This window comes from Streptomyces sp. CB02058 (genome assembly GCF_001905505.1).
Lineage (GTDB): Bacteria > Actinomycetota > Actinomycetes > Streptomycetales > Streptomycetaceae > Streptomyces.
In genome coordinates this window covers 972,076-994,485 of sequence record NZ_LIPG01000002.1, presented here as the reverse complement: position 1 = coordinate 994,485, position 22,410 = coordinate 972,076, and the positions used below count along the sequence as shown (strand labels likewise).

24 protein-coding genes and 1 pseudogene are annotated in these 22,410 nt (G+C 71.8%); 13 read left to right on the top strand and 12 right to left on the bottom strand.

All coding sequences use genetic code 11. The features are described 5' to 3' along the window. Positions 1-6: 6 nt before the first annotated feature. The gene (locus AMK10_RS11715; RefSeq protein WP_073747610.1) at positions 7-1,623 is read right to left on the bottom strand and encodes a regulator; all 1,617 of its coding nucleotides are present in this window, start codon (positions 1,621-1,623) and stop codon (positions 7-9) included. Positions 1,624-1,950: 327 nt separating this feature from the next. Here AMK10_RS11715 and lipB point away from each other — a divergent pair, with 327 nt between their 5' ends. The 4 genes from lipB to AMK10_RS11695 all read left to right on the top strand — a co-directional run bounded on the left by lipB (position 1,951) and on the right by AMK10_RS11695 (position 5,068). Then, positions 1,951-2,757: a lipoyl(octanoyl) transferase LipB gene (lipB, locus tag AMK10_RS11710; RefSeq protein WP_073747609.1), complete on the top strand. Its 807-nt coding sequence runs from the start codon at positions 1,951-1,953 to the stop codon at positions 2,755-2,757. A 133-nt stretch (positions 2,758-2,890) separates the two neighbouring features. Further along, complete coding sequence (gene lipA, locus AMK10_RS11705; protein WP_073747608.1) at positions 2,891-3,859, top strand: lipoyl synthase; 969 nt, start codon at positions 2,891-2,893, stop codon at positions 3,857-3,859. A 270-nt stretch (positions 3,860-4,129) separates the two neighbouring features. Next, positions 4,130-4,330: an SCO2195 family GlnR-regulated protein gene (locus tag AMK10_RS11700; RefSeq protein ID WP_073747607.1), complete on the top strand. Its 201-nt coding sequence runs from the start codon at positions 4,130-4,132 to the stop codon at positions 4,328-4,330. 30 nt (positions 4,331-4,360) lie between these two features. Further along, a complete protein-coding gene (locus tag AMK10_RS11695) occupies positions 4,361-5,068 on the top strand; it encodes a DUF4191 domain-containing protein (RefSeq protein WP_073747606.1) in 708 nt (235 codons plus the stop codon). A 207-nt stretch (positions 5,069-5,275) separates the two neighbouring features. Here the strand turns inward: AMK10_RS11695 and AMK10_RS11690 are convergent, their stop codons facing one another. Beyond that, positions 5,276-5,743 carry an RDD family protein gene (locus AMK10_RS11690; RefSeq protein WP_073747605.1) on the bottom strand — a complete coding sequence of 156 codons (468 nt, stop codon included), beginning with the start codon at positions 5,741-5,743 and terminating at the stop codon, positions 5,276-5,278. A 221-nt stretch (positions 5,744-5,964) separates the two neighbouring features. Here AMK10_RS11690 and glnA point away from each other — a divergent pair, with 221 nt between their 5' ends. Continuing rightward, a complete protein-coding gene (glnA, locus tag AMK10_RS11685; RefSeq protein ID WP_073747604.1) occupies positions 5,965-7,374 on the top strand; it encodes a type I glutamate--ammonia ligase in 1,410 nt (469 codons plus the stop codon). A gap of 112 nt (positions 7,375-7,486) precedes the next feature. Here the strand turns inward: glnA and AMK10_RS11680 are convergent, their stop codons facing one another. Then, positions 7,487-8,062 carry a helix-turn-helix domain-containing protein gene (locus AMK10_RS11680; protein ID WP_073747603.1) on the bottom strand — a complete coding sequence of 192 codons (576 nt, stop codon included), beginning with the start codon at positions 8,060-8,062 and terminating at the stop codon, positions 7,487-7,489. Between the two features lie 193 nt (positions 8,063-8,255). On the opposite strand from AMK10_RS11680, the pseudogene AMK10_RS11675 reads away from it, so the two are divergent. Together AMK10_RS11675 and AMK10_RS11670 are read left to right on the top strand one after the other, a co-directional pair. Beyond that, positions 8,256-8,429, top strand: a pseudogene (locus AMK10_RS11675) (EamA family transporter); the annotation flags it as partial. 48 nt (positions 8,430-8,477) lie between these two features. Beyond that, positions 8,478-9,185 (top strand): B3/B4 domain-containing protein, encoded by a 708-nt coding sequence (locus AMK10_RS11670; protein WP_073747602.1) that lies wholly within the window; start codon positions 8,478-8,480, stop codon positions 9,183-9,185. Positions 9,186-9,221: 36 nt separating this feature from the next. Here AMK10_RS11670 and AMK10_RS11665 read toward each other — a convergent pair whose 3' ends face one another. From AMK10_RS11665 to AMK10_RS11640, 6 genes are all read right to left on the bottom strand, one after another. Next, complete coding sequence (locus AMK10_RS11665) at positions 9,222-9,830, bottom strand: hypothetical protein (RefSeq protein ID WP_073747601.1); 609 nt, start codon at positions 9,828-9,830, stop codon at positions 9,222-9,224. 84 nt (positions 9,831-9,914) lie between these two features. Beyond that, positions 9,915-11,726 (bottom strand): choline/carnitine O-acyltransferase, encoded by a 1,812-nt coding sequence (locus AMK10_RS11660; protein ID WP_073747600.1) that lies wholly within the window; start codon positions 11,724-11,726, stop codon positions 9,915-9,917. 40 nt (positions 11,727-11,766) lie between these two features. Beyond that, on the bottom strand, positions 11,767-12,573 hold the full coding sequence (locus AMK10_RS11655) for a class I SAM-dependent methyltransferase (RefSeq protein ID WP_073747599.1): 807 nt from the start codon (positions 12,571-12,573) through the stop codon (positions 11,767-11,769). 50 nt (positions 12,574-12,623) lie between these two features. After that, positions 12,624-13,493, bottom strand: a complete 870-nt coding sequence (locus AMK10_RS11650; protein ID WP_073747598.1) for a HalD/BesD family halogenase — start codon at positions 13,491-13,493, stop codon at positions 12,624-12,626. A 154-nt stretch (positions 13,494-13,647) separates the two neighbouring features. Next, the gene (locus tag AMK10_RS11645) at positions 13,648-14,451 is read right to left on the bottom strand and encodes a hypothetical protein (RefSeq protein ID WP_073747597.1); all 804 of its coding nucleotides are present in this window, start codon (positions 14,449-14,451) and stop codon (positions 13,648-13,650) included. Between the two features lie 86 nt (positions 14,452-14,537). After that, positions 14,538-14,807: a hypothetical protein gene (locus AMK10_RS11640; protein ID WP_073747596.1), complete on the bottom strand. Its 270-nt coding sequence runs from the start codon at positions 14,805-14,807 to the stop codon at positions 14,538-14,540. Positions 14,808-14,926: 119 nt separating this feature from the next. Here AMK10_RS11640 and AMK10_RS11635 point away from each other — a divergent pair, with 119 nt between their 5' ends. After that, positions 14,927-15,286, top strand: coding sequence for an arsenate reductase family protein (locus AMK10_RS11635; RefSeq protein ID WP_073747595.1), 360 nt, complete (start codon positions 14,927-14,929; stop codon positions 15,284-15,286). On the opposite strand, the gene AMK10_RS11630 is transcribed toward AMK10_RS11635, so the two are convergent. Beyond that, positions 15,216-16,142, bottom strand: coding sequence for an alpha/beta fold hydrolase (locus tag AMK10_RS11630; RefSeq protein WP_073747594.1), 927 nt, complete (start codon positions 16,140-16,142; stop codon positions 15,216-15,218). The two genes, AMK10_RS11635 and AMK10_RS11630, sit on opposite strands and share 71 nt — an antisense overlap. A gap of 51 nt (positions 16,143-16,193) precedes the next feature. On the opposite strand from AMK10_RS11630, the gene AMK10_RS11625 reads away from it, so the two are divergent. Continuing rightward, positions 16,194-16,658 (top strand): MarR family winged helix-turn-helix transcriptional regulator, encoded by a 465-nt coding sequence (locus AMK10_RS11625; protein WP_073747593.1) that lies wholly within the window; start codon positions 16,194-16,196, stop codon positions 16,656-16,658. A 71-nt stretch (positions 16,659-16,729) separates the two neighbouring features. Here AMK10_RS11625 and AMK10_RS11620 read toward each other — a convergent pair whose 3' ends face one another. Both AMK10_RS11620 and AMK10_RS11615 read right to left on the bottom strand, forming a co-directional pair. Beyond that, entirely contained in the window at positions 16,730-16,981 is a 252-nt protein-coding gene (locus AMK10_RS11620; protein ID WP_079180669.1) for a hypothetical protein, read from the bottom strand. 96 nt (positions 16,982-17,077) lie between these two features. Further along, complete coding sequence (locus tag AMK10_RS11615; protein ID WP_073747592.1) at positions 17,078-18,004, bottom strand: Gfo/Idh/MocA family protein; 927 nt, start codon at positions 18,002-18,004, stop codon at positions 17,078-17,080. A 200-nt stretch (positions 18,005-18,204) separates the two neighbouring features. On the opposite strand from AMK10_RS11615, the gene glnII reads away from it, so the two are divergent. The 4 genes from glnII to AMK10_RS11590 all read left to right on the top strand — a co-directional run bounded on the left by glnII (position 18,205) and on the right by AMK10_RS11590 (position 22,372). Beyond that, positions 18,205-19,239, top strand: coding sequence for a glutamine synthetase (gene glnII / locus AMK10_RS11610; RefSeq protein WP_073747591.1), 1,035 nt, complete (start codon positions 18,205-18,207; stop codon positions 19,237-19,239). A gap of 379 nt (positions 19,240-19,618) precedes the next feature. Beyond that, positions 19,619-20,278 (top strand): winged helix-turn-helix domain-containing protein, encoded by a 660-nt coding sequence (locus AMK10_RS11600; protein ID WP_073747589.1) that lies wholly within the window; start codon positions 19,619-19,621, stop codon positions 20,276-20,278. A gap of 193 nt (positions 20,279-20,471) precedes the next feature. Continuing rightward, the gene (locus AMK10_RS11595) at positions 20,472-21,740 is read left to right on the top strand and encodes a sensor histidine kinase (RefSeq protein WP_073747588.1); all 1,269 of its coding nucleotides are present in this window, start codon (positions 20,472-20,474) and stop codon (positions 21,738-21,740) included. Then, positions 21,725-22,372: a LuxR C-terminal-related transcriptional regulator gene (locus AMK10_RS11590; protein WP_073747587.1), complete on the top strand. Its 648-nt coding sequence runs from the start codon at positions 21,725-21,727 to the stop codon at positions 22,370-22,372. The genes AMK10_RS11595 and AMK10_RS11590 overlap by 16 nt, the downstream gene beginning before the upstream one ends. Positions 22,373-22,410: the final 38 nt, after the last annotated feature.

The following is a 22,410-nucleotide window of genomic DNA, read 5'->3' as shown; positions in this document are numbered from 1 at the left end:
GGGGGTTCAGCCCAGCGCGGCCACCCGGTCGCGGTATCCCCGCACGGCGGTGGCGTCCCTGTACGGCTCCAGGCGGCGCTCGAAGTCGCGTACGTACTCGGTCGCCCGCACCGACCGCATCTCGGCCGCCTGCTGGGCCGCCTCGGCGCCCAGCAGGCACGCCTGGTCGAGCTCACCGAGGCCCAGCCGCGCGGAGGCGAGCACCACCCGGCAGAACAGCCTGCTCCGGGCGTACACCGGCGCGCGCAGCTGGAGCGAGCGCTCGGCGTGCTGGGCTGCGACGCGGTACTGCTGGAGGTCGCGGTGGCAGTGGCCGAACTCGTCGGCCAGCTGCGCCTCGTCGAAGTAGCGCGCCCAGTAGGGCACGTCGTCGCCGGGCCGGGCGGACTGCAGGGCGCGTTCCGCCCGTACGAGCGCGGCGACGCAGGCCCTGGTCTCGCCGAGCACCCCGTGCCCCCGCGCCTCGACGGAGTGCAGCAGGGCCATGACGACGGGCGGCGCGGAGGAGCCGATGCCCTGCTGGGCGACGCGCGCGAGCTGGACGGCCTCCCTGCCGTGCCCCAGATACACCGCCTGGCGGCTCATCGTGATCAGGACGAACGCGCCGTACCCCCGGTCCGCGGCGGCCTGGGCCAGCCGCAGCGCCTGCACGAAGTAGCGCTGGGCGAGGCCGTGCGCGGCGATGTCGTACGAGGTCCAGCCGGCGAGCCGGGTGAGATCGGCGGCGGCCGAGAACAGCCGGCGGCCCATCGCCTCGCTGTAGCTGCCGCGGAGCATGGGTTCGGCCTCGTGCTCCAGATAACGGACGAGGGCCTGCCGGGCGTGACCGCCGCCGTAGGTGTTGTCCAGGGTGCGGAAGAGCTCGCCCACCGAGCGCAGGGCGGCGACGTCGCCGCTGCCGACGCGCTGGCCGGTGCCGCGTTCGGTCTGCCGCTGGCGCGGGACGCCCAGGGGCGGTGCCGAGGCGGGCGCGGGCGGACGGGACGAGCCCGGTCCCCGGGTGCCGCCCGCCCTGACGCCCTGGGAGCCCGCTCCGGCGGCGGGCGCGGCGGGCGCCTGCTGGACGGGCGAGCCGTTGGCCCGCTGGAGCCCGTGCGGCGCCCGGAGCCCTGGAGTGTCCGCGGGTGTGCGCGGGGCGGGCAGGCCGCTCGCGCGGTCCGGCGGTTCGCCCCGGCCGACCCATTCGTCGGCCCGCCCGATCAGCCAGTCCCGGCTGGGGACAACCAGCCCGGCCGGGGTGAAGGCGATCTTGCGCAGCTCGGCGTGGCTGCCGGAGTCCTTGCGCCACAGCCCGCTGACGATGTCGACGGCCTCCGCGGGCGTCGCCGCGAACTCCAGACCGGCGTAGACGGGCGCGCACGCGTCCAGCCCCAGGTCCTGGGCGGAGAGCCGGCGTCCCAGCCTTCTGGTGAAGACCTCGGCGATCAGCGCGGGGGTGGTGCCCCGGGGCTGCTGGCCGCGCAGCCAGCGGGTCACCGAGGTCTTGTCGTATCGCAGATCGAGCCCGTGTTCGAGACCGAGCTGGTCCACCCGGCGGGCCAGCCCGGCGTGGGAGAACCCGGCTTCCGCGATGAGGGCGGCGAGCCGCCGGTTCGGGGTTCGCTGCGGAGGTCGTTCCGACATCAGCTGTAAGGTCTCCTGCCTTCGGCGCCGGGCGGGCAGCCCTTACGGGCTCCCCCACGAGTGGGAGCGGGCGAGCCCGTCATGGAACGGCGCGAACTTAACCGCCCCGGCGGCGACGCCAGCGCCCTTCGCTCCACGTTCATCCGATCGTGTGAGGATTTGCGGATCGCTGACGAAGGTCCCGTGAACGCACCGGCCGGACTCCACCTGCCGGACCCGCTTCGCCGGAGCGGTCGTACAGTGGCTCCGGGCGCATATCAGTGCAAGGTGACGTGGCTCCGGGGAGGCTCCCCGGCCCTCCGGCACCGCGAGTAGGGAGGCACCCGAGTGAGTGAGCTGCGGTTCGACCGTCTGGGCTTCGGCGCGGAAGCGGTCGACTACCAGGAGGCATGGCAGAAGCAGCGCGAGGTGCACGCCGCCCGGTTCGAGGACACCGTCCCCGACACCTGCCTGCTCCTCGAGCACCCGCCCGTCTACACGGCGGGGCGGCGCACCGCCGACAGCGAACGCCCGCTGGACGGGACCCCCGTCATCGACGTGGACCGCGGCGGGAAGATCACCTGGCACGGCCCCGGGCAGCTCGTCGGCTACCCGATCATGAAGCTGCCCCGCCCGGTGGACGTGGTGGCCCATGTCCGCCGCCTGGAGGACGCGCTGATCCTCACCGCCGCGGAGTTCGGCGTGGAGACCACCCGGGTCGAGGGCCGCAGCGGCGTCTGGGTCCTGGGCGACCCGGTCGAGGACCGCCCGGCGCTCGGCGGGCTCTCCCTGGACTTCGACCCCCGGCTGCACGACGAGGAGTTCGACGCCCGGCTGAACGGACCCGAGTACGCGCCGTCCAACGCCGGCCAGCGCCGCGAGGACCGCAAGCTGGCCGCGATCGGCATCCGGGTCGCCAAGGGCGTGACCATGCACGGCTTCTCGCTGAACGTGAACCCGGACAACACCTGGTTCGACCGGATCGTGCCGTGCGGCATCAGGGACGCGGGTGTGACATCGCTCTCCAACGAGCTGGGCCGCGAGATCACGATCGGCCAGGTGCTCCCCGTCGTCGAGAAGCATCTGCGGGACGTCCTGGAGAACGCCGACCTCGCGCCCCGCGCCGTCGAGGCCCCGCAGACCGCCTCCGCCTGAGAAACCTGTACGGGCCACGGGAATAGGCCCCTGTCGGCCACAGGTTGGGCAGACGTAAGACCGTTCTAACCACGGGCGTACCCTGGTGTTCGCCGAAGATTCCAATGCAGTAGAAGCTAAGGGGAGTGCCGGAGTGTCCGCTGTCGCACCCGACGGGCGCAAGATGCTGCGTCTCGAGGTCCGGAACAGCCAGACCCCCATCGAGCGCAAGCCCGAGTGGATCAAAACCCGGGCGAAGATGGGCCCCGAGTACAACCAGCTGCAGAAGCTCGTGAAGAGCGAGGGTCTGCACACGGTGTGCCAGGAAGCCGGCTGCCCCAACATTTTCGAATGCTGGGAGGACCGCGAGGCCACCTTCCTCATCGGCGGGGACCAGTGCACACGGCGCTGCGACTTCTGCCAGATCGACACGGGGAAGCCCGAGGCCCTGGACCGTGACGAGCCCCGCCGCGTGGGCGAGTCCGTCGTCACGATGGACCTGAACTACGCCACCATCACCGGCGTCGCACGCGACGACCTGGAGGACGGCGGCGCCTGGCTGTACGCGGAGACCGTGCGCCAGATCCACACGCTGACGGCGGAGCGGGAGGCGGGCGCGACCAAGGTCGAGCTGCTGATCCCCGACTTCAACGCCGAGCCCGCGCAGCTGGCCGAGGTCTTCTCCTCGCGCCCGGAGGTGCTCGCGCACAACGTCGAGACGGTGCCCAGGATCTTCAAGCGGATCCGTCCCGGCTTCCGTTACGAGCGCTCCCTGGAGGTCATCACGCGGGCCCGCGAGGCCGGCCTGGTGACGAAGTCCAACCTGATCCTCGGCATGGGCGAGACCCGCGAGGAAGTCAGCGAGGCGCTCCAGGACCTGTACGACGCGGGTTGCGAGCTCATCACGATTACGCAGTACCTCCGCCCCTCCGTGCGCCACCACCCCGTCGAGCGCTGGGTGAAGCCGCACGAGTTCGTGGAGCTGAAGGACGAGGCCGACGCGATCGGTTACTCCGGCGTCATGTCGGGTCCGCTGGTGCGTTCCTCGTACCGCGCCGGACGCCTCTTCCAGCAGGCGATCGAGCGGCGCGGCGCCACCGCCGCCACCGCTCCCGCCGTGTGAATCCGAGCACAAGAAGCTACTGAGCGGTAACAGCTGCGACGACGCGGCCCGTACGGCTCCCGCAGGTCGGGGGCCCGTATGGGCCGCGTCGGCGTGCGCGGCGCCGAAATCAGGGTTTCATTGGTGTTTGACCGACCGGTCATGCACTGGTAACACCGAGCAGTGACCCTAGGTACATACGCGGTGGCTCCCGCAGCCGCCGTCGTCATTGCTTCCCGCTACTCAGTGCGCGCCGGGCGCGCGCATCCGCTCCGAGGGGGAACACCCGCCATGCACGCCGCACCGGTACGAGCCAACGCCATCCCGACCGTCGCCACCGCGCTCCGCGCCGTCGAGTCGCTGCTGCTGGGCAGCGGCCAGCGCACGGCCCGCCAGAACGCCTGGACCGCGGTCCTGGAGGACCGCCGCAGGGCCAAGGACCGGGTCGAGGCGGAGCATGTGCTCCGGGCTGTGGCCGACCACCGTTCCTAGGTCACTCCCGCGCCACGTAAACTTCGGTACATGGCGAGGAAGGCAAACACTGAAGGCGCGGACAGCGCCGAGAACGCGGGGCGGCTCAAGCAGATCGCCCTGACCTACAAGATGACCAGGCGGACGGACCCCAAGGTGGGTCTCGTCGTCGCGGGCGTGGGAATCATCACCTTCGGTGTCCTCCTCGGGATCGGCTTCCTGATCGGCCACCCCGTCTACGCGGGCATCCTGGGCTTCGTCCTGGCACTCCTCGCGATGGCGATCATCTTCGGGCGGCGTGCCGAGCGCGCGGCCTTCGGGCAGATGGAGGGGCAGCCGGGCGCCGCCGCGGCCGTGCTGGACCGGGTGGGCCGCGGCTGGACCACGACCCCGGCGGTCGCGATGAACCGCAGCCAGGACGTCGTCCACCGGGCGGTCGGCAAGGCCGGCATCGTGCTGGTGGCCGAGGGCAACCCGAACCGGGTGAAGAGCCTGCTGGCGGCCGAGAAGAAGCGGATGGCCCGCATCGTCGTCGATGTGCCGGTGCACGACATCATCGTCGGTGACGGCGAGGGCCAGGTGCCGCTGAAGAAGGTGCGCACCACCATGCTGAAGCTTCCGCGGGTCCTGACCGGCCCGCAGGTGACCGCGGCCAACGACCGGCTGCGGGCGATGGGCGACCTGATGAGCAACATGCCGCTGCCGAAGGGCCCGATGCCGAAGGGCATGCGGATGCCGCGCGGCGGGAAGATGCGCTGACCCGGTTCCCCGGAACATGACATGAGAGCGGCCCCGGACGAGTTCCTCGTCCGGGGCCGCTCCCTTCTGTCCGTACGTTCCCGGGGCGCGTGCGCCGAGGTCTCCCGTGCTCCGGGACCTCACCGTGCGCCGAGGTCTCCGCGGTCCGGGATCCCGGCCGTTACGCCCGGATCGCTCCCCGCCGTACGCCCGGATCGCTCCGTGCGCTCAGATACGGACCTGGACGGCGCGGGCCATCCGGTCGTGCAGGCCGCGGCCGTCGCGGTCCCAGACGACGGCGGGGATCACCAGGCCGAGCAGCACGGTCCGGACGACGACGCGTACGACGCCGAGCCGGCCGCCGTCCTCGCCGATGACCCGAAGGCCCAGAATCCGCTTGCCCGGGGTGGAACCCACTGTTCCGACCGTCAGCAGGCTCATGACGAGGAAGACGCCGAGCGCCCAGTTCCCCGTCGTCTGCTGGTCACCGGCTGCGAGCAGCCCGTATGCGATCAGCATGCTCACGGCCCAGTCGATGAAGAGGGCCCCGAGGCGACGGCCGAACGAGGCGACAGACCCCGGGCCCTCCTGGGGCAGACCGAGGCGCTCGCCCCGGTAACCGAAGTCGGCGCCCATCTCCTCGGCCGCCGCGCGCGGCCCCGAGAGCCACGATCCGATTGCTTGCCTGTTGTCCACCCGTCCACGGTACTGCGCCCGCGTTTGCACCTCTCCGGGCGGGGCACTGGACACGGCGTTGAGGTGCCGCCCACAGCCGCCCCGGTTAACTTGGGCGAAACAAATGGGTCATGCTTGAGAAATCCCGTCTGCCTATGGTCGGGTCCAGCGTGTGCCACCGCACTGGCCGCACAGAGAGCTACAACCCCGCCCTTTCCCGGGTCGGGAGTAGGAGGAGTTGGATGTTCCAGAACGCCGACGAAGTCCAGAAGTACATCGCCGACAACGACGTCAAGTTCATCGACGTCCGGTTCTGCGACCTGCCTGGCGTGATGCAGCACTTCACGATCCCGGCAGCGACCTTCGACCCGGCCGAGGAACTGGCTTTCGACGGCTCGTCGATCCGCGGCTTCCAGGCCATCCACGAGTCCGACATGGCGCTCCGCGCCGACCTGTCGACGGCCCGTGTCGACCCGTTCCGCCGCGACAAGACGGTGAACGTCAACTTCTTCATCCACGACCCGATCACCGGCGAGCAGTACAGCCGTGACCCGCGGAACGTGGCCAAGAAGGCCGAGGCGTACCTCGCCTCGACCGGTGTCGCCGACACCGCGTACTTCGGCCCCGAGGCCGAGTTCTACGTCTTCGACAACGTCCGCTTCCAGACGTCGGCGAACGAGAGCTTCTACCACATCGACTCCGAGGCCGGCGCCTGGAACACCGGTGCGGTCGAGAACAACCGGGGTTACAAGGTCCGCTACAAGGGCGGCTACTTCCCGACCCCGCCGGTCGACCACTTCGCCGACCTGCGCGCCGAGATCTCCATGGAGCTGGACAAGAACGGCCTCCAGGTCGAGCGCCAGCACCACGAGGTCGGCACCGCCGGCCAGGCCGAGATCAACTACAAGTTCAACACGCTGCTCGCCGCGGCCGACGACCTGATGCTCTTCAAGTACATCGTGAAGAACGTCGCCTGGCGCAACGGCAAGACCGCGACCTTCATGCCGAAGCCGATCTTCGGCGACAACGGCTCGGGCATGCACGTGCACCAGTCCCTGTGGTCCGGCGGCTCCCCGCTGTTCTACGACGAGCAGGGCTACGCGGGCCTCTCGGACATGGCGCGCTACTACATCGGCGGCATCCTGAAGCACGCCCCGTCGCTGCTGGCGTTCACCAACCCGACGGTGAACTCCTACCACCGCCTGGTCCCCGGCTTCGAGGCCCCGGTCAACATGGTGTACTCGCAGCGCAACCGCTCCGCCGCGATGCGCATCCCGATCACGGGCTCCAACCCGAAGGCGAAGCGCGTCGAGTTCCGCGCCCCCGACCCGTCCTCCAACCCGTACCTGGCGTTCTCGGCCCTGCTGATGGCCGGTCTGGACGGCGTCAAGAACAAGATCGAGCCGCCGGAGCCGATCGACAAGGACCTCTACGAGCTGGCTCCCGAGGAGCACGCCAGCGTCCAGCAGGTCCCGACCTCGCTGCCGGCCGTCCTCGACGCCCTGGAGCAGGACCACGAGTACCTCCAGGCGGGCGGCGTCTTCACGCCCGACCTGATCGAGACGTGGATCGACTACAAGCGCACGAACGAGATCGCCCCGATCCAGCTTCGCCCGCACCCGCACGAGTTCGAGCTCTACTTCGACCTCTAGACCGCGGTAGTTCTCAGGCACACGACCGAGGGCCGCCGTCCCGTGACCGGGGCGGCGGCCCTTCGGCGTGCGCGGGGTCCGGCTCCCCCGGCGGCCCGGGATTGCCGAGGCGTCACGCGGGGCCCGGGGGCAGGTGGACGGTCATGATCAGGTGGCAGGGTCCGGTGCCCGATCCGCGGTAGGTGTGCGTGTGGTCGGCGTCGAAGGTGGCGGTCTGCCCGGCCACGACGGGGTGTTCGGCGCCGTCCACGACGAGCACCATCTCTCCGGCGGTGACGCTGACGGTCTCCACGACTCCGGCCTGATGGGGGTGGCTGTGGTACTCCTCGCCGGGTTCCAGCGTCCAGCGCCAGAGCTCGGTGGCCGCCGGGCCGCCGGTGGTCAGCATCAGCCGGGCCTCGCTGCCGCGTTCGCCTCTCCACAGAGGCATGACGGTGTCGGCGCTCACCACCCGGACGGGCTGCTCGGGGCTGCCCTCCATCAGCGCCGACACAGAGACGCCGAGGGTGTCGGCGAGGCGCACCAGGGTGGCGAAGTTCGGGTTGCCCTGGGCCTTCTCCAGGGCGACCAGGGCGCCCTTGCTGACCTTGGCCCGGCGGCCGAGCTCGTCCAGGGACAGGCCGGCGCGGGTACGGGCCGCGCGGACGTTGTGCGCGAGCGTCCGCAGCGCCTCCTGGGCGTCGGCCATCTCTGTCACCTTTCGAGCCGTGGGTCGGTTCAATGCACCGAGCAGTCGGTCGGTTGAACATGGCGGTCGGTACGTTGTACGGTGTGGTCGTTCCATTGATGGTAAGGGATGTACCACCCGTGATCGCTCTGCTGCTGGCCCTGGGCAGCTCCCTGGCCTACGGATGCGCCGACTTCCTCGGCGGTCTCGGCGGCTCTTCCTCGTCGCGGCCCGCAGCGGTGACCTGGCGGTCGTCGCCGTGATCACCGCCCTGCATCCGGCCGGCACCGTCCTGCTCGCCCGCGGTGTCCTGGCCGAGCGCGTCCATCGCGGCCGGCTGATCGGTCTGGGCACCGCAGCCGCCGTCGGCCTCCTCGCCCTCACCTGACTCCGCCGCCCCACCTCAGCCCGCTCTCCCGGATCGGACCCCTTCCCCATGAACACCTTCCGCCTCAGCCCCGCCGTCGCCGAGGACTTCCCCGGCACCCTCATCGCCGTCGTCACCGCCACCGGCCTGCGCGGCCACGAGGACTGGCCCGCCACCGCCGCCGCCCAGGAGCACCTGGAGCGGCAGCTCGCCGACGGCACCTGGCAGCCCGCCGACGAGAGCGACCCGCGCGTCGAGGCATGGCACACCGCCTACCGCTCCTTCGGCACCAACCCCCGCCGCATCCGCCCCAGCGTCGACGCCCTGGGCCGCCGCCTGGCCAAGAAGGGCTCCCTGCCACGGATCAACCCGGCCGTCGACTCCTACAACACCGTCTCCGTCCGCCACGGCCTGCCCGCCGGCGCCTTCGACCTCGACCGTGTCACCGGCGATGTGGAGATCCGTCACGCCGACGGCACCGAGTCCTTCACTCCGCTCGGCGAGCCCGGCGAGGTCGAGAACCCCAAGCCCGGCGAGATCGTCTACGCCGACACCACCGATGTCCTCACCCGGCACTGGAACCACCGCGACGCTCACCGCACCCGTGTCACCGAGGACTCCACCCACGTCGCCTTCATCCTCGAAACCCTCCACGGCGCCCGCGACGGCCACCTCGTCGAGGCCGCCGCCGGAGAACTGCGGGAGTTGCTCGGCGAGCACTGCGCCCTGAGCACCGTCCACCGACTCAGCCCGGCACACCCGCAGATCACCGTCTGAGATCCCGCGCCTCGTCGAGGAGGTCCGGCACGGCGCCTACTGGGAGCCGGCCCACGCCGAGAACATCCGGGAGATGCCGGCCCGCACGGCGCCGCGGCGGGTGAGGACGGCTCTGTCGACGCCGGAGAAGAGGGCCGCGAGCGCGATGTCGGCCGGGACGGTGCGGCCCGCGGGCCGCACCGTCAGCTGCTTGCGCTTCCCGAAGCCGGACTGCGTCACCGTGACGACGGCGCCCGGACTCTCGCTGTCCGCCGACCTGGTGAGGACGTAGTCGCGGCGGTTGATCGCGGTGAGCCGGTACCGGTCGCCCAGGTACCTCATGTGCAGGGAACGCCCGCGGCGGGTCGGCGCCCACCGGTTCCTGCTCAGATGCACCACGGCGTCGCCCACCCGGAGCGAGGCTCCGTTCAGGGTCGGCCGGGCGAGCTCGTCCATGTGCACGCCGCGCGACTCGAAGGTGGCCACCGGCAGGAACCCGCCGCGCGCCTCCGCCCGGCCGGCCTGCGGAAGGTGAGGCGGGACCGGGTACCTCACCTGTATGTCGCCGAACTCCGGCGACGTCCCCCGCCAGCCGGAGAACGGCCGCTCGCGCGGGGGACGTTCGGTCCAGGGGTGCAGGGTGAACGAGGTGGCCGTGGTGTGCATGTGTGTGTCTCCCCCGTCGGTCGCCGGCTCGGCGAGCCGACGGGGCAAAGATACGTGCGCGTGCCACCACGCCGGCGGCTCGGGTCAGTCCGTCAGCAGCTCCCGCAGCTCCGCGACCGCCTCGCGGAGCCGGTCGGCGAAGGCGTGCATCTGGCCGGCCACCGCGCGCGGGGTGCTCAGGTAGAGGTTGAAGCGGTCCGGCAGCAGGACGTACGCGACGCCGATGCAGCGGCTGCTGGTGGAGCCGAAGCCGAAGTACTGGATGTTCTCCGAGGGCGCCGAGCTGGTGCTGAGGTAGTCGTCGCGCATGGTCAGCCAGCCCGGGGAGCGGTACAGGGCGGGCTGCTCGGTCACGCCGAGCTCGTCGCCGCGGCGGCGCTGGATCAACTCCAGTTCCCAGAGGTGCTGTTCGGGGGCCTCGCCGGCCTGGCACTCCTTGGCACGGGCCACATGGGCACCGGCGGCGGCCCGGAACGCCGCGCGGCGGGCGTCGCGGACGGCCGAGGGGTCGTCCATCGCCGCGACGAAGGCGGGCATCTCGGGGGTGACGACACGCATCGCCTCGGTGCGGCCGTGGCGGTACTGGCGGGTGGCGATCGACTCGTACGTGGCCCCGAGCCGGCCCTTGGCGCGCTGGTGGGCCAGTTGGTAGGCGGCCTGGACGAAGGCGTCCGGGGAGGCCCCGAGGGCCTTGGCGGCGGTGCTGCCGAAGTCGTCGAACGACACGGTACTGGTGGCGGTGTCGTTCCCGTACGCCTCGAACGCCTCGGCGGCGGCGCGCACCTGGGCGCGCAGGGGCTCGTCCAGTGCGAAGGAGAGCGGGTGCGGGACGGGTACGCCCTGAGCGCGTGCACCGGAGCCCCGGGAGTGCTCGTCGGGCGAGGCGCCGAGCAGCGCGTCGGTGAAGCTGAGGATGGTCGTCCCGTCCAGCTCGCAGTGCTCGACGTTGATGCCGGCCCGGCCGTCGGCGAAGACGACGAAGGAGACGGCCTTGTCGAACCAGCGGTTGCCGCGGTCGCCGTAGAGCAGCTCGTCGCAGGCGGCCTGGGTGTCCTCGGGTGCGAAGTCCTCCAGGCAGACGCAGAAGAGGGCGGTCTCGATGTCGTCCAGGGTCCGGGCGTTGCCGGGGTGCGCGGCGAGCAGGGACTGCCGGGCGTCCGCCCACTCCGCGCGGGCCATCGTGGTGAGGTGGCCGGCCCGGTCCTCCTCCGGCGTGGGGACGTCGGCCTTGGTCACCGCGCGCAGCCCGGCCTCGATCTCGTCGAGGCTGTGCGGGACGCCGTCGGGGCCGAGCACGTCGAGCCGGAACATGGTCCCCCGGAAGAACACCACGATGTGCCGTGCGGTGGACGGCCCGGGCTCACGCTCGCTGTACGGGGCGCGCACGTTGTCCAGGGGTACGCCGGGGATGCGGGTCGTGGAGAAGAGGTAGGCGTTCTGCACCATGGACTGCGCCACGCCGCGCTGCTCCACCGGCGCGATGAGCCCCTCGTCGAGCCGCCGCTTGTAGTGGAGCGCCCCCGCCACGAGCCCCGCCGCACGGTCGAGCTGCCCCTGGCCGGTGTCCTGGAACAGGAAGAAGAAGTTGGCGTTGAGCGCGATCCGGTCCCGCCTGCCGAGGTAGCGGTACGGCCAGAAGGTGTCGAGCCAGCTGTGCACGCCCTCGGTCGCGTCGTACTCCTCCAGCGCCGCGTGCAGGGCCCGGCCGGGGCCGTCCGGCCGGAGGAACGCGGCGACCTCGGCCTCGGTCTCCGCCAGTTCCCCGGCGGTCAGCAGGGGGGCGCACCAGGCGAGGAACCTCTCGCAGCTCGCCTCGAGTGTCGGCAGCGGCACGCGCGGCAGGCTTCCCTCGCGGGCGAAGGTGGCTCCGGCTGCTGCTTCCTGAACTACGTTCAACGCGGCTCTCTCTTCTCGATCGGTGGGGTTGGGGGGGCTGTTACCGCTGCGGGGGCCTGGAGAGATAGAGCTGAGCGTAGAGCCAGCCGTCCTCCTCCAGGCCGCTCGCGTCCACGTCCGCCTCGGCCATGCTGTCCAGGACGAGCCGTTGTTCCCTCGGGTCGGCGAACCGCCGCTGTTTGAAGACCTCGTCGACCCGGACCGTCCGGTACCCCAGCCCGGCCAGGGCGTCCTCGACGGGGCCGAAGGGGAACATCCGCAGCACGAAGTGCGCCATCCAGGGCAGTCGGCCGTCCTGGGCCCGCACGACGCGGGTGAGGGTGCGCTCGGTGACGTAGCCGATGCAGCCCGTCGAGATCACCAGGTCCGTGTCCGCAAGCGTGGCGCGCTGCTCGGGGGTGGGGTCGTCCGTCTCCAGGTCGGCGTGGACGGTGTCGTCGAGGAATCCGGCCTCGCGCGCGTAGGCCAGGGCGCTGGTGGAGGCGTCAAGGCCGGTGAAGCGCAGGCCGTGCGCGGGGCTGCGGGAGCGCGAGAGGTCCTGGTCGCGGGCCAGGAGTCCGGCGCGGGTCGCGGGGCCGGTGCCGTCGTAGCGCGCGTACAGCTCGTCCATCGTGATGTCGTACTTGAGCAGCGCCGCGTTGATCCCGTACGAGCAGCCGATGTCCAGCACCCGGGGGACGGCCACCCGTTCCGTCTCCCGGTACTCCTTGATGAGCTTGTCGAACCAGGGCTTGGCCAGTTGGGGCACGCGGTAGCCGAGCGGGCGGAGCACCTGGAAGTAGGTGCGGGGGTCGGGCGCGGTGTAGATGTGGTCCAGCGAGACTTTTCCGGACGCGTCGAAACGCAAGGGGCTTCTCCTCGGTGGATCGCCTGGCAGTGGACGGCCTGGAGCATGCGCTAGTCGAGCAGTCGGTCGCCCCGCACGGCCCGGCCCTCCGCGGCCAGGTGCGCGGGCAGGACACGGCCGAAGAGCTGCCGGGTCCTGGAGACGCTGCCGATCACGCCGGGGCGCTCGCTGTAGGCGAAGATCGCGCTGTGGCGTGCCAGGGCGCCCCGGACGGGACTGACCCGGTGCAGCGAGTAGCGGCCCTTGAACAGCTGGAGGTCGCCCGGCCTCAGGGGCAGACGCCGGGTCAGGTGTCCGCCGCGGCCGTCCAGGACGTCCCGGACGTCGTCGAAGCGCTCGTCCTCGGCGGACCTGATGTTCGGGCAGTACTCGAAGGAGCCGCCCTCCTCCGCGTCCTGGGTGAGCATGCTGACCGTGTACTCGTTGGTGTCGAAGTGCCAGGGGTGCTCCATGCCCGGCCGTACGACGTTGAGCACGAGCCCGGAGAGCGGGTCGGCCAGCTCGTACAGGCGCGGCAGTCCGAAGCAGTCGGCGACGAAGCGCTGGAACGACTCATGGGCATACAGCCTGCTGATGAGGGAGTCCGCGGGGACCCGGTCGCGGGCGACGAAGGCGTTGCCGCGCTCGAAGGTGCGCCGGCCGGGGTGGCCGTCGGGCAGGTCCGTGTCCACGTCGATGTTGTAGACGTTGACCGTCTCGACGTCGAAGTACGCCTGCGGGGCGATGGCGGCGCACTCCTGGCGCAGAACGTCGTGGAGGGCGGGCCGGACGAAGTCGGGCAGTACGGTGCAGCCGGTGCCGGCGAGCTCCTCCCTGGCCCGCGCCACCACGGCGCGGGCCTGCGTGCTCTCCGGCTCCGTCAGGGGGTAGTGGTCCGTGTCGACCACCTGGTCGAGCGTGATGGCTTGCAGAGTGCTCATACGACCCTCTCCACGCGCACGTCGGTAACTCAACTGACGAGTAACAGAGTTGAAGCTCCCACAGCACCGCTGCGTTGTCTGTGACACGTCACACTTCCGTGCGGTGTGCACGAGGGCCAGGGGCCCGCACCGGCCGGTGCGGGCCGCGCTCCGGTCAGCCGAGGGCGAGCACGGGCCGGATGTTGAAGTCCTCGAACATGTCCTCCCCCTCCGGTCCGCCGAGGAATTCGGCCGTGGAGGGGTTGCGGTTGGCGGTGGCCAGCGGCAGCCATTCGAGCAGGGTCCCGTAACCGCCGCAGACCGCCTCTCCCCCGTCCCCGCCGTATACGAAACCGGGGTCCGAGGTCATCTCCGCGCTGTCGTAGACATCGAAGGCGATGCGCAGCCCGAAGGCGTTGGGCAGCCGGTGCGGGCCGGCCCCCTCGCCGTACGGGGAGGCGCCCGCCGGGCAGTCGTCGCCCCAGCGGAACAGCGTGGCCGCACCCGCGCCGCAGGCGTGCTCCCACTCGTCCGGGTGCGGCAGCCGCAGGCCGCGTTCGGCGAGCAACGCGGGCACCAGGGAGGGGATTTCGGGAAGCTTCACGGGCTCCACCGCCATCAGCACGGTGGGCAGGACGACCGTGCGGCGGGGAGTCGTCACGCGTGCGAGGTGGGCGCGCGGGTCCGGCTCGAAGCCGAAGCCGCCGGCCAGGCTCTCCTCCTGGTACGAGACGAGCTGCTCGGGGAGCGGCTGCCAGGCGTCCACGTCGAAGCCGACGGTCACCTCGCCACCGGGTATCAAGGCGTAGCGCTCGCCGCCCCGTTCGATCACGGCGCGGTGCGGAGCGCCGCCGCCGGGCGCGGCGTCCAGGCTCAGGAGACGGCCGCCCGCCCGGCGGGCGGCCTCGTCGGCGTACCTCCTGGACGCGGCCGGGTCGAGGCCGCGCCAGTGGGCGAGGGTCAGGTCGGCGAGAGACATGGCGTGCAGTCTCGCATCCGCCTCCCGCAGCGGGGCGCGCGCCTGTGCCCCCGGGTCCGGGAGCCCGGGGGCACAGGCGCGCCGGGTCAGCGGCCGTAGCGGATCAGGGCGCGGACCATGCGGCAGGTGGTGTCGGACGGCGGGTGGATGGCGAGGCGGGCGGCCGTCGCGCGTATCCGGGCGTTGTCGGCGCTCGACGGCTGGTACACGCCGGTGTCGAGCAGGGCGATGGCCAGACGCATGGCCTTGAGGCGGCGGTTGTGCGAGACGTACCACTCGCGGGGACGGCCCGCGGGGAGCGGCTTCTTCCGAAGGGGCTGGTGGAGCGGCTCGGTCGTGGCTGTGGCAACGGCCATCGGCAACCTCCTGGCGCGGTGGTGGAACCCTCACGAACTGCCTCCATTTTACCGCCCCCCACTGACAATCGCCCCTGGCCAGAGGCCATTTCGGGGATCCCTCCCGTACCCTGGGCCCCATGGAGATCTGGATCAATCCCGCCTGTTCCAAGTGCCGCAGCGCGGTGAGTCTGCTGGACGCGGAGGGGGCCGAGTACACCGTCCGCCGCTATCTGGAGGACGTGCCTTCGCCCGAGGAGATCCGGGCGGTGCTCGGCCGTCTCGGACTGGAGCCGTGGGACATCGCGAGGACCCAGGAGGCGGAGGCGAAGGAGCTCGGCCTCAAGGACTGGCCGAAGGACGAGGCATCGCGCGAGCGGTGGATCACGGCGCTGGCCGGGCACCCGAAGCTGATCCAGCGCCCGATCATCACCGCGCAGGACGGTACGGCCGTCGTGGCGCGGACGGACGAGGCGGTACGGGACGCGATGGGCCGCTGAGGAAGTCCTCCATGCGGCGGCCGATCTCGGCGGCACCAGGGACTCCGAGCGGCAGGGAGTGATGGGTGGCGTCCGCGACTGTCGCCGTCTCGGCGCGCGGGAGCAGCCGGCCGGCTGCCGCGGCGACCCGCCGCGCGTCGTGGGCGCGGCTGTTCCCGGCGAGCAGGACGAGTGTCTCCGGCTCCAGGCCACGCAGTTCCTCGGGCGAGGGCCTCGGTCCGGTGACGGGGCGGGCCGAGGGGAAGCCGGCCGCCTCGTCGCGCAGCCGTGTCCAGGCGGGGTCGAAGGGCGCGCCCGCCGTCTCCCAGTCCAGGAACGCGCGCGTCCGGCGGACCGTGGGCCGGAGCAGCATCGGCAGCGCGTGCAGCAGATAGACGGGGTCGAAGCCCCCGAAGCACCCGGTCGGGTCCACCAGCACGAGCCTGCTGACGCGTCGGGGCGCGTGCAGGGCGTACCGCAGGGCGATCCAGCCGCCGTACGAGTGGCCGCAGAGCGCGGCGGACGGCACATCCAGCCCGTCCAGCACGGCGTCCAGCCATGCCGTGAGGTCGGCCGCCGAGCGGAGCGGGCGCTCCCCCGTCGCGCTGCGCCCCGGCTCACCGACGAGATCGACCGCGTGGACGCGGTGGGTCAGCCCGAGACGGGCCGCCTGGACGTACCACACGGCGGAGGGGACTCCCCCGCCGGGCAGCAGGACCAGGGGCGGAGCCCCTTCGGGGCCGCAGCTGTTGACGTGTGTGGTGCCGTACGGGGTCGGGACCGGGGAAGGGACCGTCCCGGTGGGCCAGTGGGCGGCCAGGACTTCGTCGTACGCGGCGAGGAACCCTGGCGGAACGGACTGGGGTGCGTGCGTCATCGATCGCCTCCTGTCCCTATTTTATCTCGCCCGGCGAGATAAAATAGGGGCATGACCGAGAAAGAGGGGCCGGACGGCCCGGAGATGGCCACGGTGCACCTGCTGCGCCGGGTCGCGGTCGAATTCGGCCTGAGGCAGGCCGAATTCGCCTCCCGGAACGGCATGCACCCCACCGACGTGCGCGCGTTGATCTGTCTGCTCGACGCCGGCCGTTCGAAGACGCCCGCGACCGCCGGGTGGCTGGGCGCACAGCTGGGGCTCAACTCCGCGGGCACCACCGCGCTCATCGACCGGCTGGTCCGTCTCGGCCACGTCACCCGTACCCGGGACTCGCTCGACCGCCGCCGGGTGCTCCTCACGGTCGACGCACGGGCGAGGGAGCGGGGTCAGGAGTTCTTCGGGCACCCCCTGGCGCGGATGGCCGATGTCCTGCGCACCTTCGACGACCGGGAGGCGGCGGCCGTCCGCCGTTTCCTCCTGGAGGCGCACACCGCGCTGGCCGCACAGCCCGAGTGACCCGGCCGGCCGCCGTCGCAGCGGGGGCACCGGAACAGGGGCGACGGGGGAACCGGCGGCGCACACGCCCCTCAGGGGTTCTGCCGGTCGGCCTTCCTCTGCAGTGCGACGCGCCGCTTCCTCAGGTCCGCCTGACGGCTCCGGCTCGCCCTGCCCGCGGCGGCCCGCGCCCTCTCCTCGGGACTCTTACTCTTCCGGCGCCCGATCAGGAGGAGTCCGCCGAACAGGACCACCAGCATCAGGACGACGAGGATGCCCAGGAACAGGGCCAGCCCGTCCGGCAGGTGACTGAAGTCGTAGTCGCGGTACGTCCTGTTGTTCACCGTGCCCCCGTTTCGCCTGGTTTCCGGCCCGTGCGGCCCGCGCCTCGTCACCCTAACCGGCCGTCCGGGGCCCGCCCCAGGGGCCGGGCACGCGGATCAGGCCCGGCCGAGCCCCGCCTCGGCCTCGGCGAGCACCTCGGTCAGCCGTGCCCCGAACCGCGCGTCGCAGGGGTGCGCGACGCCCGTACGCGCCGCGTCGGCCAGGGCGTCCACGGCAGCCGCGAGGGCGCCGAGCGCGTCGCCGCCGCCCGGGGGCAGGGCGGACACTCCCCGCTCGCCCCGGAATTCGACCTCGGTGCCCACCGCGCCGGGCGGCGCGTCCAGCGCGAGCGTCACCGTGCTCGACGCGCCGGAGGTGTGCCGGAGCAGGAGCTGCGTGGTGTCGGCGGGCCCTCGGGCCGCGACCACCTCCGTCACATCGCCCAGGACCGGGATCAGGACCGAGAGGGCGTGCGGGCCGACGTCCCAGAGGGCGCCCTTCTCCCGGCGCCAGGGCGAGTCGGCGAACTCGCTGCGCGCGCCCGGCGCGAACAGCGCGCCCATCCAGAGGGCGCGGGCGGTGAACCAGCCGCCCGCGGCGGCCTGTTCGGCGATCCAGCCGGCCGTGCCCGCGGCGAAGCGGAGCGTGCAGAAGACCACGGAGGCGACCTGGGCCCGCTCGGCGGCCTCGGCGACCTCCCGGGCGCCGGCCGCGGTCGTGGCGACCGGCTTGTCCAGCAGCAGATGGCATCCGGCGGCCGCCGCCCGCACGGCCAGGGGTGCCTGGACGTCCGGCGGCACCGCGAAGGCCACCGCGTCGCTCGCGGCCAGGAGCGCGTCGAGCCCCTCGTCGCCGGTGTACGCCTCGGTGCCGTGGGCGGCGGCGAGCGCCCGGGCGGCTTCGGGGCGGCGCCCCCAGACACCGCTGAGCACGGCGCCGGGGTGGGCGGTGAGCGCGGGGGCGTGAGTCAGGCGCGCCCAGGGGCCCGCCCCGACGAGGGCGGTGCGCAGCGGTGTCCCGGGGGCGGCGGCGTGTGTGGTCATACCCGCCAGTGTGCCGGGCCCGGGGCGTGGACCGTATCCGATGCGACGCGGGCTGAGACGGCCCCGGACAGCGCAGACCTGGCGTCCGACACCTTCGGGAAACCTCGGTAACACGGGGTTCACATTCGGGCAACGGTCGGGAAATCGCACCTTGCGAAGCTGCGCACCATAGACCGCAGCACCCGCAAAGGATGGCGTCCGTGACCTTCAAGGCTGAGTACATCTGGATCGACGGCACCGAGCCGACCGCCAAGCTTCGCTCCAAGACGAAGATCATGTCGGGGACCCCCTCGCAGGACGTGGCGGATCTGCCCATCTGGGGCTTCGACGGTTCGAGCACCAACCAGGCCGAGGGTCACGCGTCCGACCGGGTCCTCAAGCCGGTCTTCACCTGCCCGGACCCGATCCGCGGCGGCGACGACGTCCTCGTCCTGTGCGAGGTCTTCAACATCGATATGACTCCGCACGAGTCCAACACCCGCGCCTCGCTGCGCCCGGTCGCCGAGCAGTTCGCGGCCCAGGAGCCGATCTTCGGCATCGAGCAGGAGTACACCTTCTTCGACGGACACCGTCCGCTCGGCTTCCCCGAGGGCGGCTTCCCGGCCGCGCAGGGCGGCTACTACTGCGGTGTCGGCGCGGACGAGATCTTCGGCCGTGACATCGTCGAGAAGCACCTGGACAACTGCCTGAAGGCCGGACTGGCCATCTCCGGCATCAACGCCGAGGTCATGCCCGGCCAGTGGGAGTTCCAGGTGGGCCCGGTCTCCCCGCTGGACGTCTCCGACCACCTGTGGGTCGCCCGCTGGCTGCTCTACCGCACCGCCGAGGACTTCAACGTCTCCGCGACGCTGGACCCGAAGCCGGTCAAGGGTGACTGGAACGGCGCGGGTGCGCACACCAACTTCTCCACGAAGGCCATGCGCGAGGGCTACGAGGCGATCATCACGGCGGCCGAGTCGCTGGGTGAGGGCTCGAAGCCGATGGACCACGTCAAGAACTACGGCGCGGGCATCGACGACCGTCTGACGGGTCTGCACGAGACCGCCCCGTGGAACGAGTACAGCTACGGCGTCTCCAACCGCGGCGCCTCGGTCCGTATCCCGTGGCAGGTCGAGCAGGACCAGAAGGGCTACATCGAGGACCGTCGCCCGAACGCCAACGTCGACCCGTACGTCGTCACGCGGCTGATCGTCGACACCTGCTGCACCGCGCTGGAGAAGGCCGACCAGGTCTGATCCGCCACCGATCCGGTACGAAGGGGCGTCCGCGGGCCGGGCGCCCCTTCGGCGTGCCCGGCCTCCGCGACGGCCGGGAAGGACGGTACGGAGGGGGCGGGTGAGGAACCTGACACAGTGGTCCGTATCGACGGGTGAGAGACCTCTCCTGCACGGCGCCGATCTCTGCTTCAATGGGGACATGGCCAGCTTCCAGTACACCGCATCGGGTCGCAGCGACCTCGAGCCGTTCTGGCCCTCTCGTCAGCATCATGACTTCGACCGGGTGTGTTGCCGCGCGTGGAACGCGCAGGCCCTCTAAAGCCGCCTCACACCGGCCTTCGGTCCGCGCGCACGACGTACGTCCTCGACGACTCCTCGCGCGAAAGAGCTGACCCTCATGGCGAACACCCGTACCTTCTCCACCGCGTCCGCCGCCACCGCGGCGTCCGCGGTGTCCGCTGCGGCCACCACCACCGCCCGCAACACCCTGTCCCCCAGCCGGCACCGGCTGCGGGCCGTCGACCGTGACGAGGTCGTCGAAATTCCCGACGTGGCCGGCTTCCTCCCGCCGGGCGCCACCTGGCTGCCCGCGCCCGCGCACACGCTTCCGGCGCTGCCGGGCCGGCCTCCGATGGTCGGTTACCTGGTGCTCGTGCCTGCCGACCAGCAGCCCGCCCTCGCCGGAGCGGTGGCCTCCGCCCAGCACCGGGAGCTCGTGCCGGGGCTCGTGCCGGAGCCGGCGCCGGAGGCGTCCGCGCCTGCCGGTGCTCCGGCGGGCGGCCCCGTGCAGATCGACTCCACGCGTCGCACCGCGGCCGTGGACGGCGTCGCCCTCGACCTCACCTACCTCGAATTCGAGCTGCTGGCGCACCTCGTGGCGCATCCGCACCGGGTGCACACCCGCGACCAGCTGGTGACGACGGTCTGGGGCTACGGGCACGTGGGCGACGGGCGCACCGTCGACGTCCATGTCGCCCGGCTGCGCCGCAAGCTGGGCGCCGAGCACCGCCGGTCGATCCAGACCGTGCGGCGCGTGGGCTACAAGTACACGCCCTGACCGCACGGGGCTACCGCACGGGACGGCCAGGCGGCCCCGGGAACTCTCCCGGGGCCGCCTGCTGCACCCCCGGGCCGAGGGTGGGGCCAGGTACACCCCGGTCGGGTGGCGGAACGGCTGACAATGATCCCCTCGCTCACGACAGACTGGAGGCCGGACGGGATCCGACGGGGGCCCGGTGGGAGGAGACGCCATGAAGAGATCGTTGAAGAGCCGGGTCGGGACCGCCCTGCTGACCGGTGGGCGGGCGCTGGGGCTCTCCTTCGCGAGCATCCCGGGCTCGGCCCTCCTGTTCGTCCTGTCGGTCCTCTCCCTCGTCTTCATCCTGCTCGGCGTGGGACTGGTGACGACACCGTGGCTCATGGACCAGGTGCGCCGGCACGCCGACCGGCGCCGCAGGCTCGCCTCGGCCTGGTCGGACGTCAGCATCCCGGTCCCCTACCGGCCGTTCCCGAAGGACGTGCGTTCGGGCTTCACCGGTCAGGTCGAGCGCACCATGTTCCTGCTGAAGGACCCGGCGACCTGGCGGGACCTGCGGTGGCTGCTGATCGACATGACCGCCGGTTACGTGGTGCTGGCCCTCACCTTCGCGCTGCTGCTCTTCCCCGTGGAGGGTCTCGTCCTGGCGGCCGGGCTGTGGCGGGTGTTCGAGGACGACCCGTACTGGTACGGCTTCGTGCCGGTCGACAGTCAGTTGACGGCGCTGGCCGCCGCCCTGCTCGGTGTCGCGATCTTCCACCTCGGGGTGTGGTCGAGCGGACGCCTGCTGCGACTGCACTTCGTGATCGCCAGGTCGGCCCTGGCGCCCACCCCGGAGGAGCTCGCGCAGCGCATCGAACGGCTCACCGAGACCCGGCACGAGGCCGTGGACACGGCGGCGTCCGAACTGCGGCGCATCGAGCGGGATCTGCACGACGGGGCGCAGGCCCGGCTGGTCGCCATGGGCATGAACCTCGGCACCATCGAGGCGCTCATCGAGAAGGACCCCGCCGAGGCGAAGAAGCTGCTGGCGATGGCGCGCACGTCCTCCGCCGAGGCCCTGACCGAACTGCGCGATCTCGTACGGGGCATCCACCCGCCGGTCCTCGCCGAACGCGGACTGGGCGACGCGGTGAAGGCGCTGGCCCTGCGCCTGCCGGTCGCGTCGGAGGTCACGGTGGAGCTGGACGGGCGCGCCGAGGCCCCGGTCGAGTCGGCGGCGTACTTCGCCGTCAGCGAGACACTCACCAACGCGGTGAAGCACGCCGAGGCCGACCGCGTATGGGTGGACATGCACCACGCGGAGGGCATGCTGCGGATCGCCGTCACGGACAACGGCAGGGGCGGTGCGGCCCTCGGCGGCGGCTCGGGACTGAGCGGAATCGAACGCCGACTGGGTACATTCGACGGCGTACTGGCCGTCAGCAGCCCTGCGGGCGGTCCCACCATGGTGACCATGGAGATCCCTTGCGCGTTGTCCTAGCCGAAGATCTCTTCCTGCTCCGCGACGGGCTCGTGCGCATGCTGGAAGCCTACGATTTCGAGATCGCGGCGGCCGTCGAGACCGGGCCCGAACTGACGAGGGCGCTGGCCGAGTTGAAGCCGGACGTCGCCGTGGTCGACGTCCGGCTCCCGCCGTCCCACACGGACGAGGGCCTGCAGTGCGCCCTGACCGCACGCCGCGACCGGCCGGGGCTCCCGGTGCTCGTCCTCTCCCAGCACGTGGAGCAGCTGTACGCACGTGAGCTGCTGGCGGACGGCAACGGCGGCATCGGCTATCTGCTGAAGGACCGGGTGTTCGACGCGGACCAGTTCATCGACGCGGTGCGCCGGGTCGCCGGGGGCGGGACGGCGATGGACCCGCAGGTCATCTCGCAGCTGCTGTCCCGGCGTTCGGCGGACAAGCCGATGGGCGGACTGACACCCCGGGAGCGGGAGGTCATGGAGCTGATGGCCCAGGGCCGCTCCAACGGGGCGATCGCCTCGCAGATGGTGATCACGGAGCGGGCGGTGGCCAAGCACACCTCGAACATCTTCGGCAAGCTCGACCTTCCCCCGTCGGACGACGACAACCGCCGGGTGCTCGCGGTGCTCGCCTATCTCGACCGGGGCTGACCGCACACCCGCCTCCCGGGCCCGGGGAGCGCGCCCCC

Coding starts and splice junctions, on each gene's coding strand:
- AMK10_RS11595 (WP_073747588.1), top strand. CDS start 20,472: ATGAAGAGATCGTTGAAGAGCCGGGTCGGGACCGCCCTGCTGACCGGT.
- AMK10_RS11670 (WP_073747602.1), top strand. CDS start 8,478: ATGAACACCTTCCGCCTCAGCCCCGCCGTCGCCGAGGACTTCCCCGGC.
- AMK10_RS11635 (WP_073747595.1), top strand. CDS start 14,927: ATGGAGATCTGGATCAATCCCGCCTGTTCCAAGTGCCGCAGCGCGGTG.
- glnA (WP_073747604.1), top strand. CDS start 5,965: ATGTTCCAGAACGCCGACGAAGTCCAGAAGTACATCGCCGACAACGAC.
- AMK10_RS11600 (WP_073747589.1), top strand. CDS start 19,619: ATGGCGAACACCCGTACCTTCTCCACCGCGTCCGCCGCCACCGCGGCG.
- AMK10_RS11650 (WP_073747598.1), bottom strand. CDS start 13,493: ATGAGCACTCTGCAAGCCATCACGCTCGACCAGGTGGTCGACACGGAC.
- AMK10_RS11715 (WP_073747610.1), bottom strand. CDS start 1,623: ATGTCGGAACGACCTCCGCAGCGAACCCCGAACCGGCGGCTCGCCGCC.
- AMK10_RS11615 (WP_073747592.1), bottom strand. CDS start 18,004: ATGACCACACACGCCGCCGCCCCCGGGACACCGCTGCGCACCGCCCTC.
- AMK10_RS11695 (WP_073747606.1), top strand. CDS start 4,361: ATGGCGAGGAAGGCAAACACTGAAGGCGCGGACAGCGCCGAGAACGCG.
- AMK10_RS11630 (WP_073747594.1), bottom strand. CDS start 16,142: ATGACGCACGCACCCCAGTCCGTTCCGCCAGGGTTCCTCGCCGCGTAC.
- AMK10_RS11640 (WP_073747596.1), bottom strand. CDS start 14,807: ATGGCCGTTGCCACAGCCACGACCGAGCCGCTCCACCAGCCCCTTCGG.
- AMK10_RS11700 (WP_073747607.1), top strand. CDS start 4,130: ATGCACGCCGCACCGGTACGAGCCAACGCCATCCCGACCGTCGCCACC.
- AMK10_RS11625 (WP_073747593.1), top strand. CDS start 16,194: ATGACCGAGAAAGAGGGGCCGGACGGCCCGGAGATGGCCACGGTGCAC.
- AMK10_RS11680 (WP_073747603.1), bottom strand. CDS start 8,062: ATGGCCGACGCCCAGGAGGCGCTGCGGACGCTCGCGCACAACGTCCGC.
- AMK10_RS11645 (WP_073747597.1), bottom strand. CDS start 14,451: ATGTCTCTCGCCGACCTGACCCTCGCCCACTGGCGCGGCCTCGACCCG.
- AMK10_RS11665 (WP_073747601.1), bottom strand. CDS start 9,830: ATGCACACCACGGCCACCTCGTTCACCCTGCACCCCTGGACCGAACGT.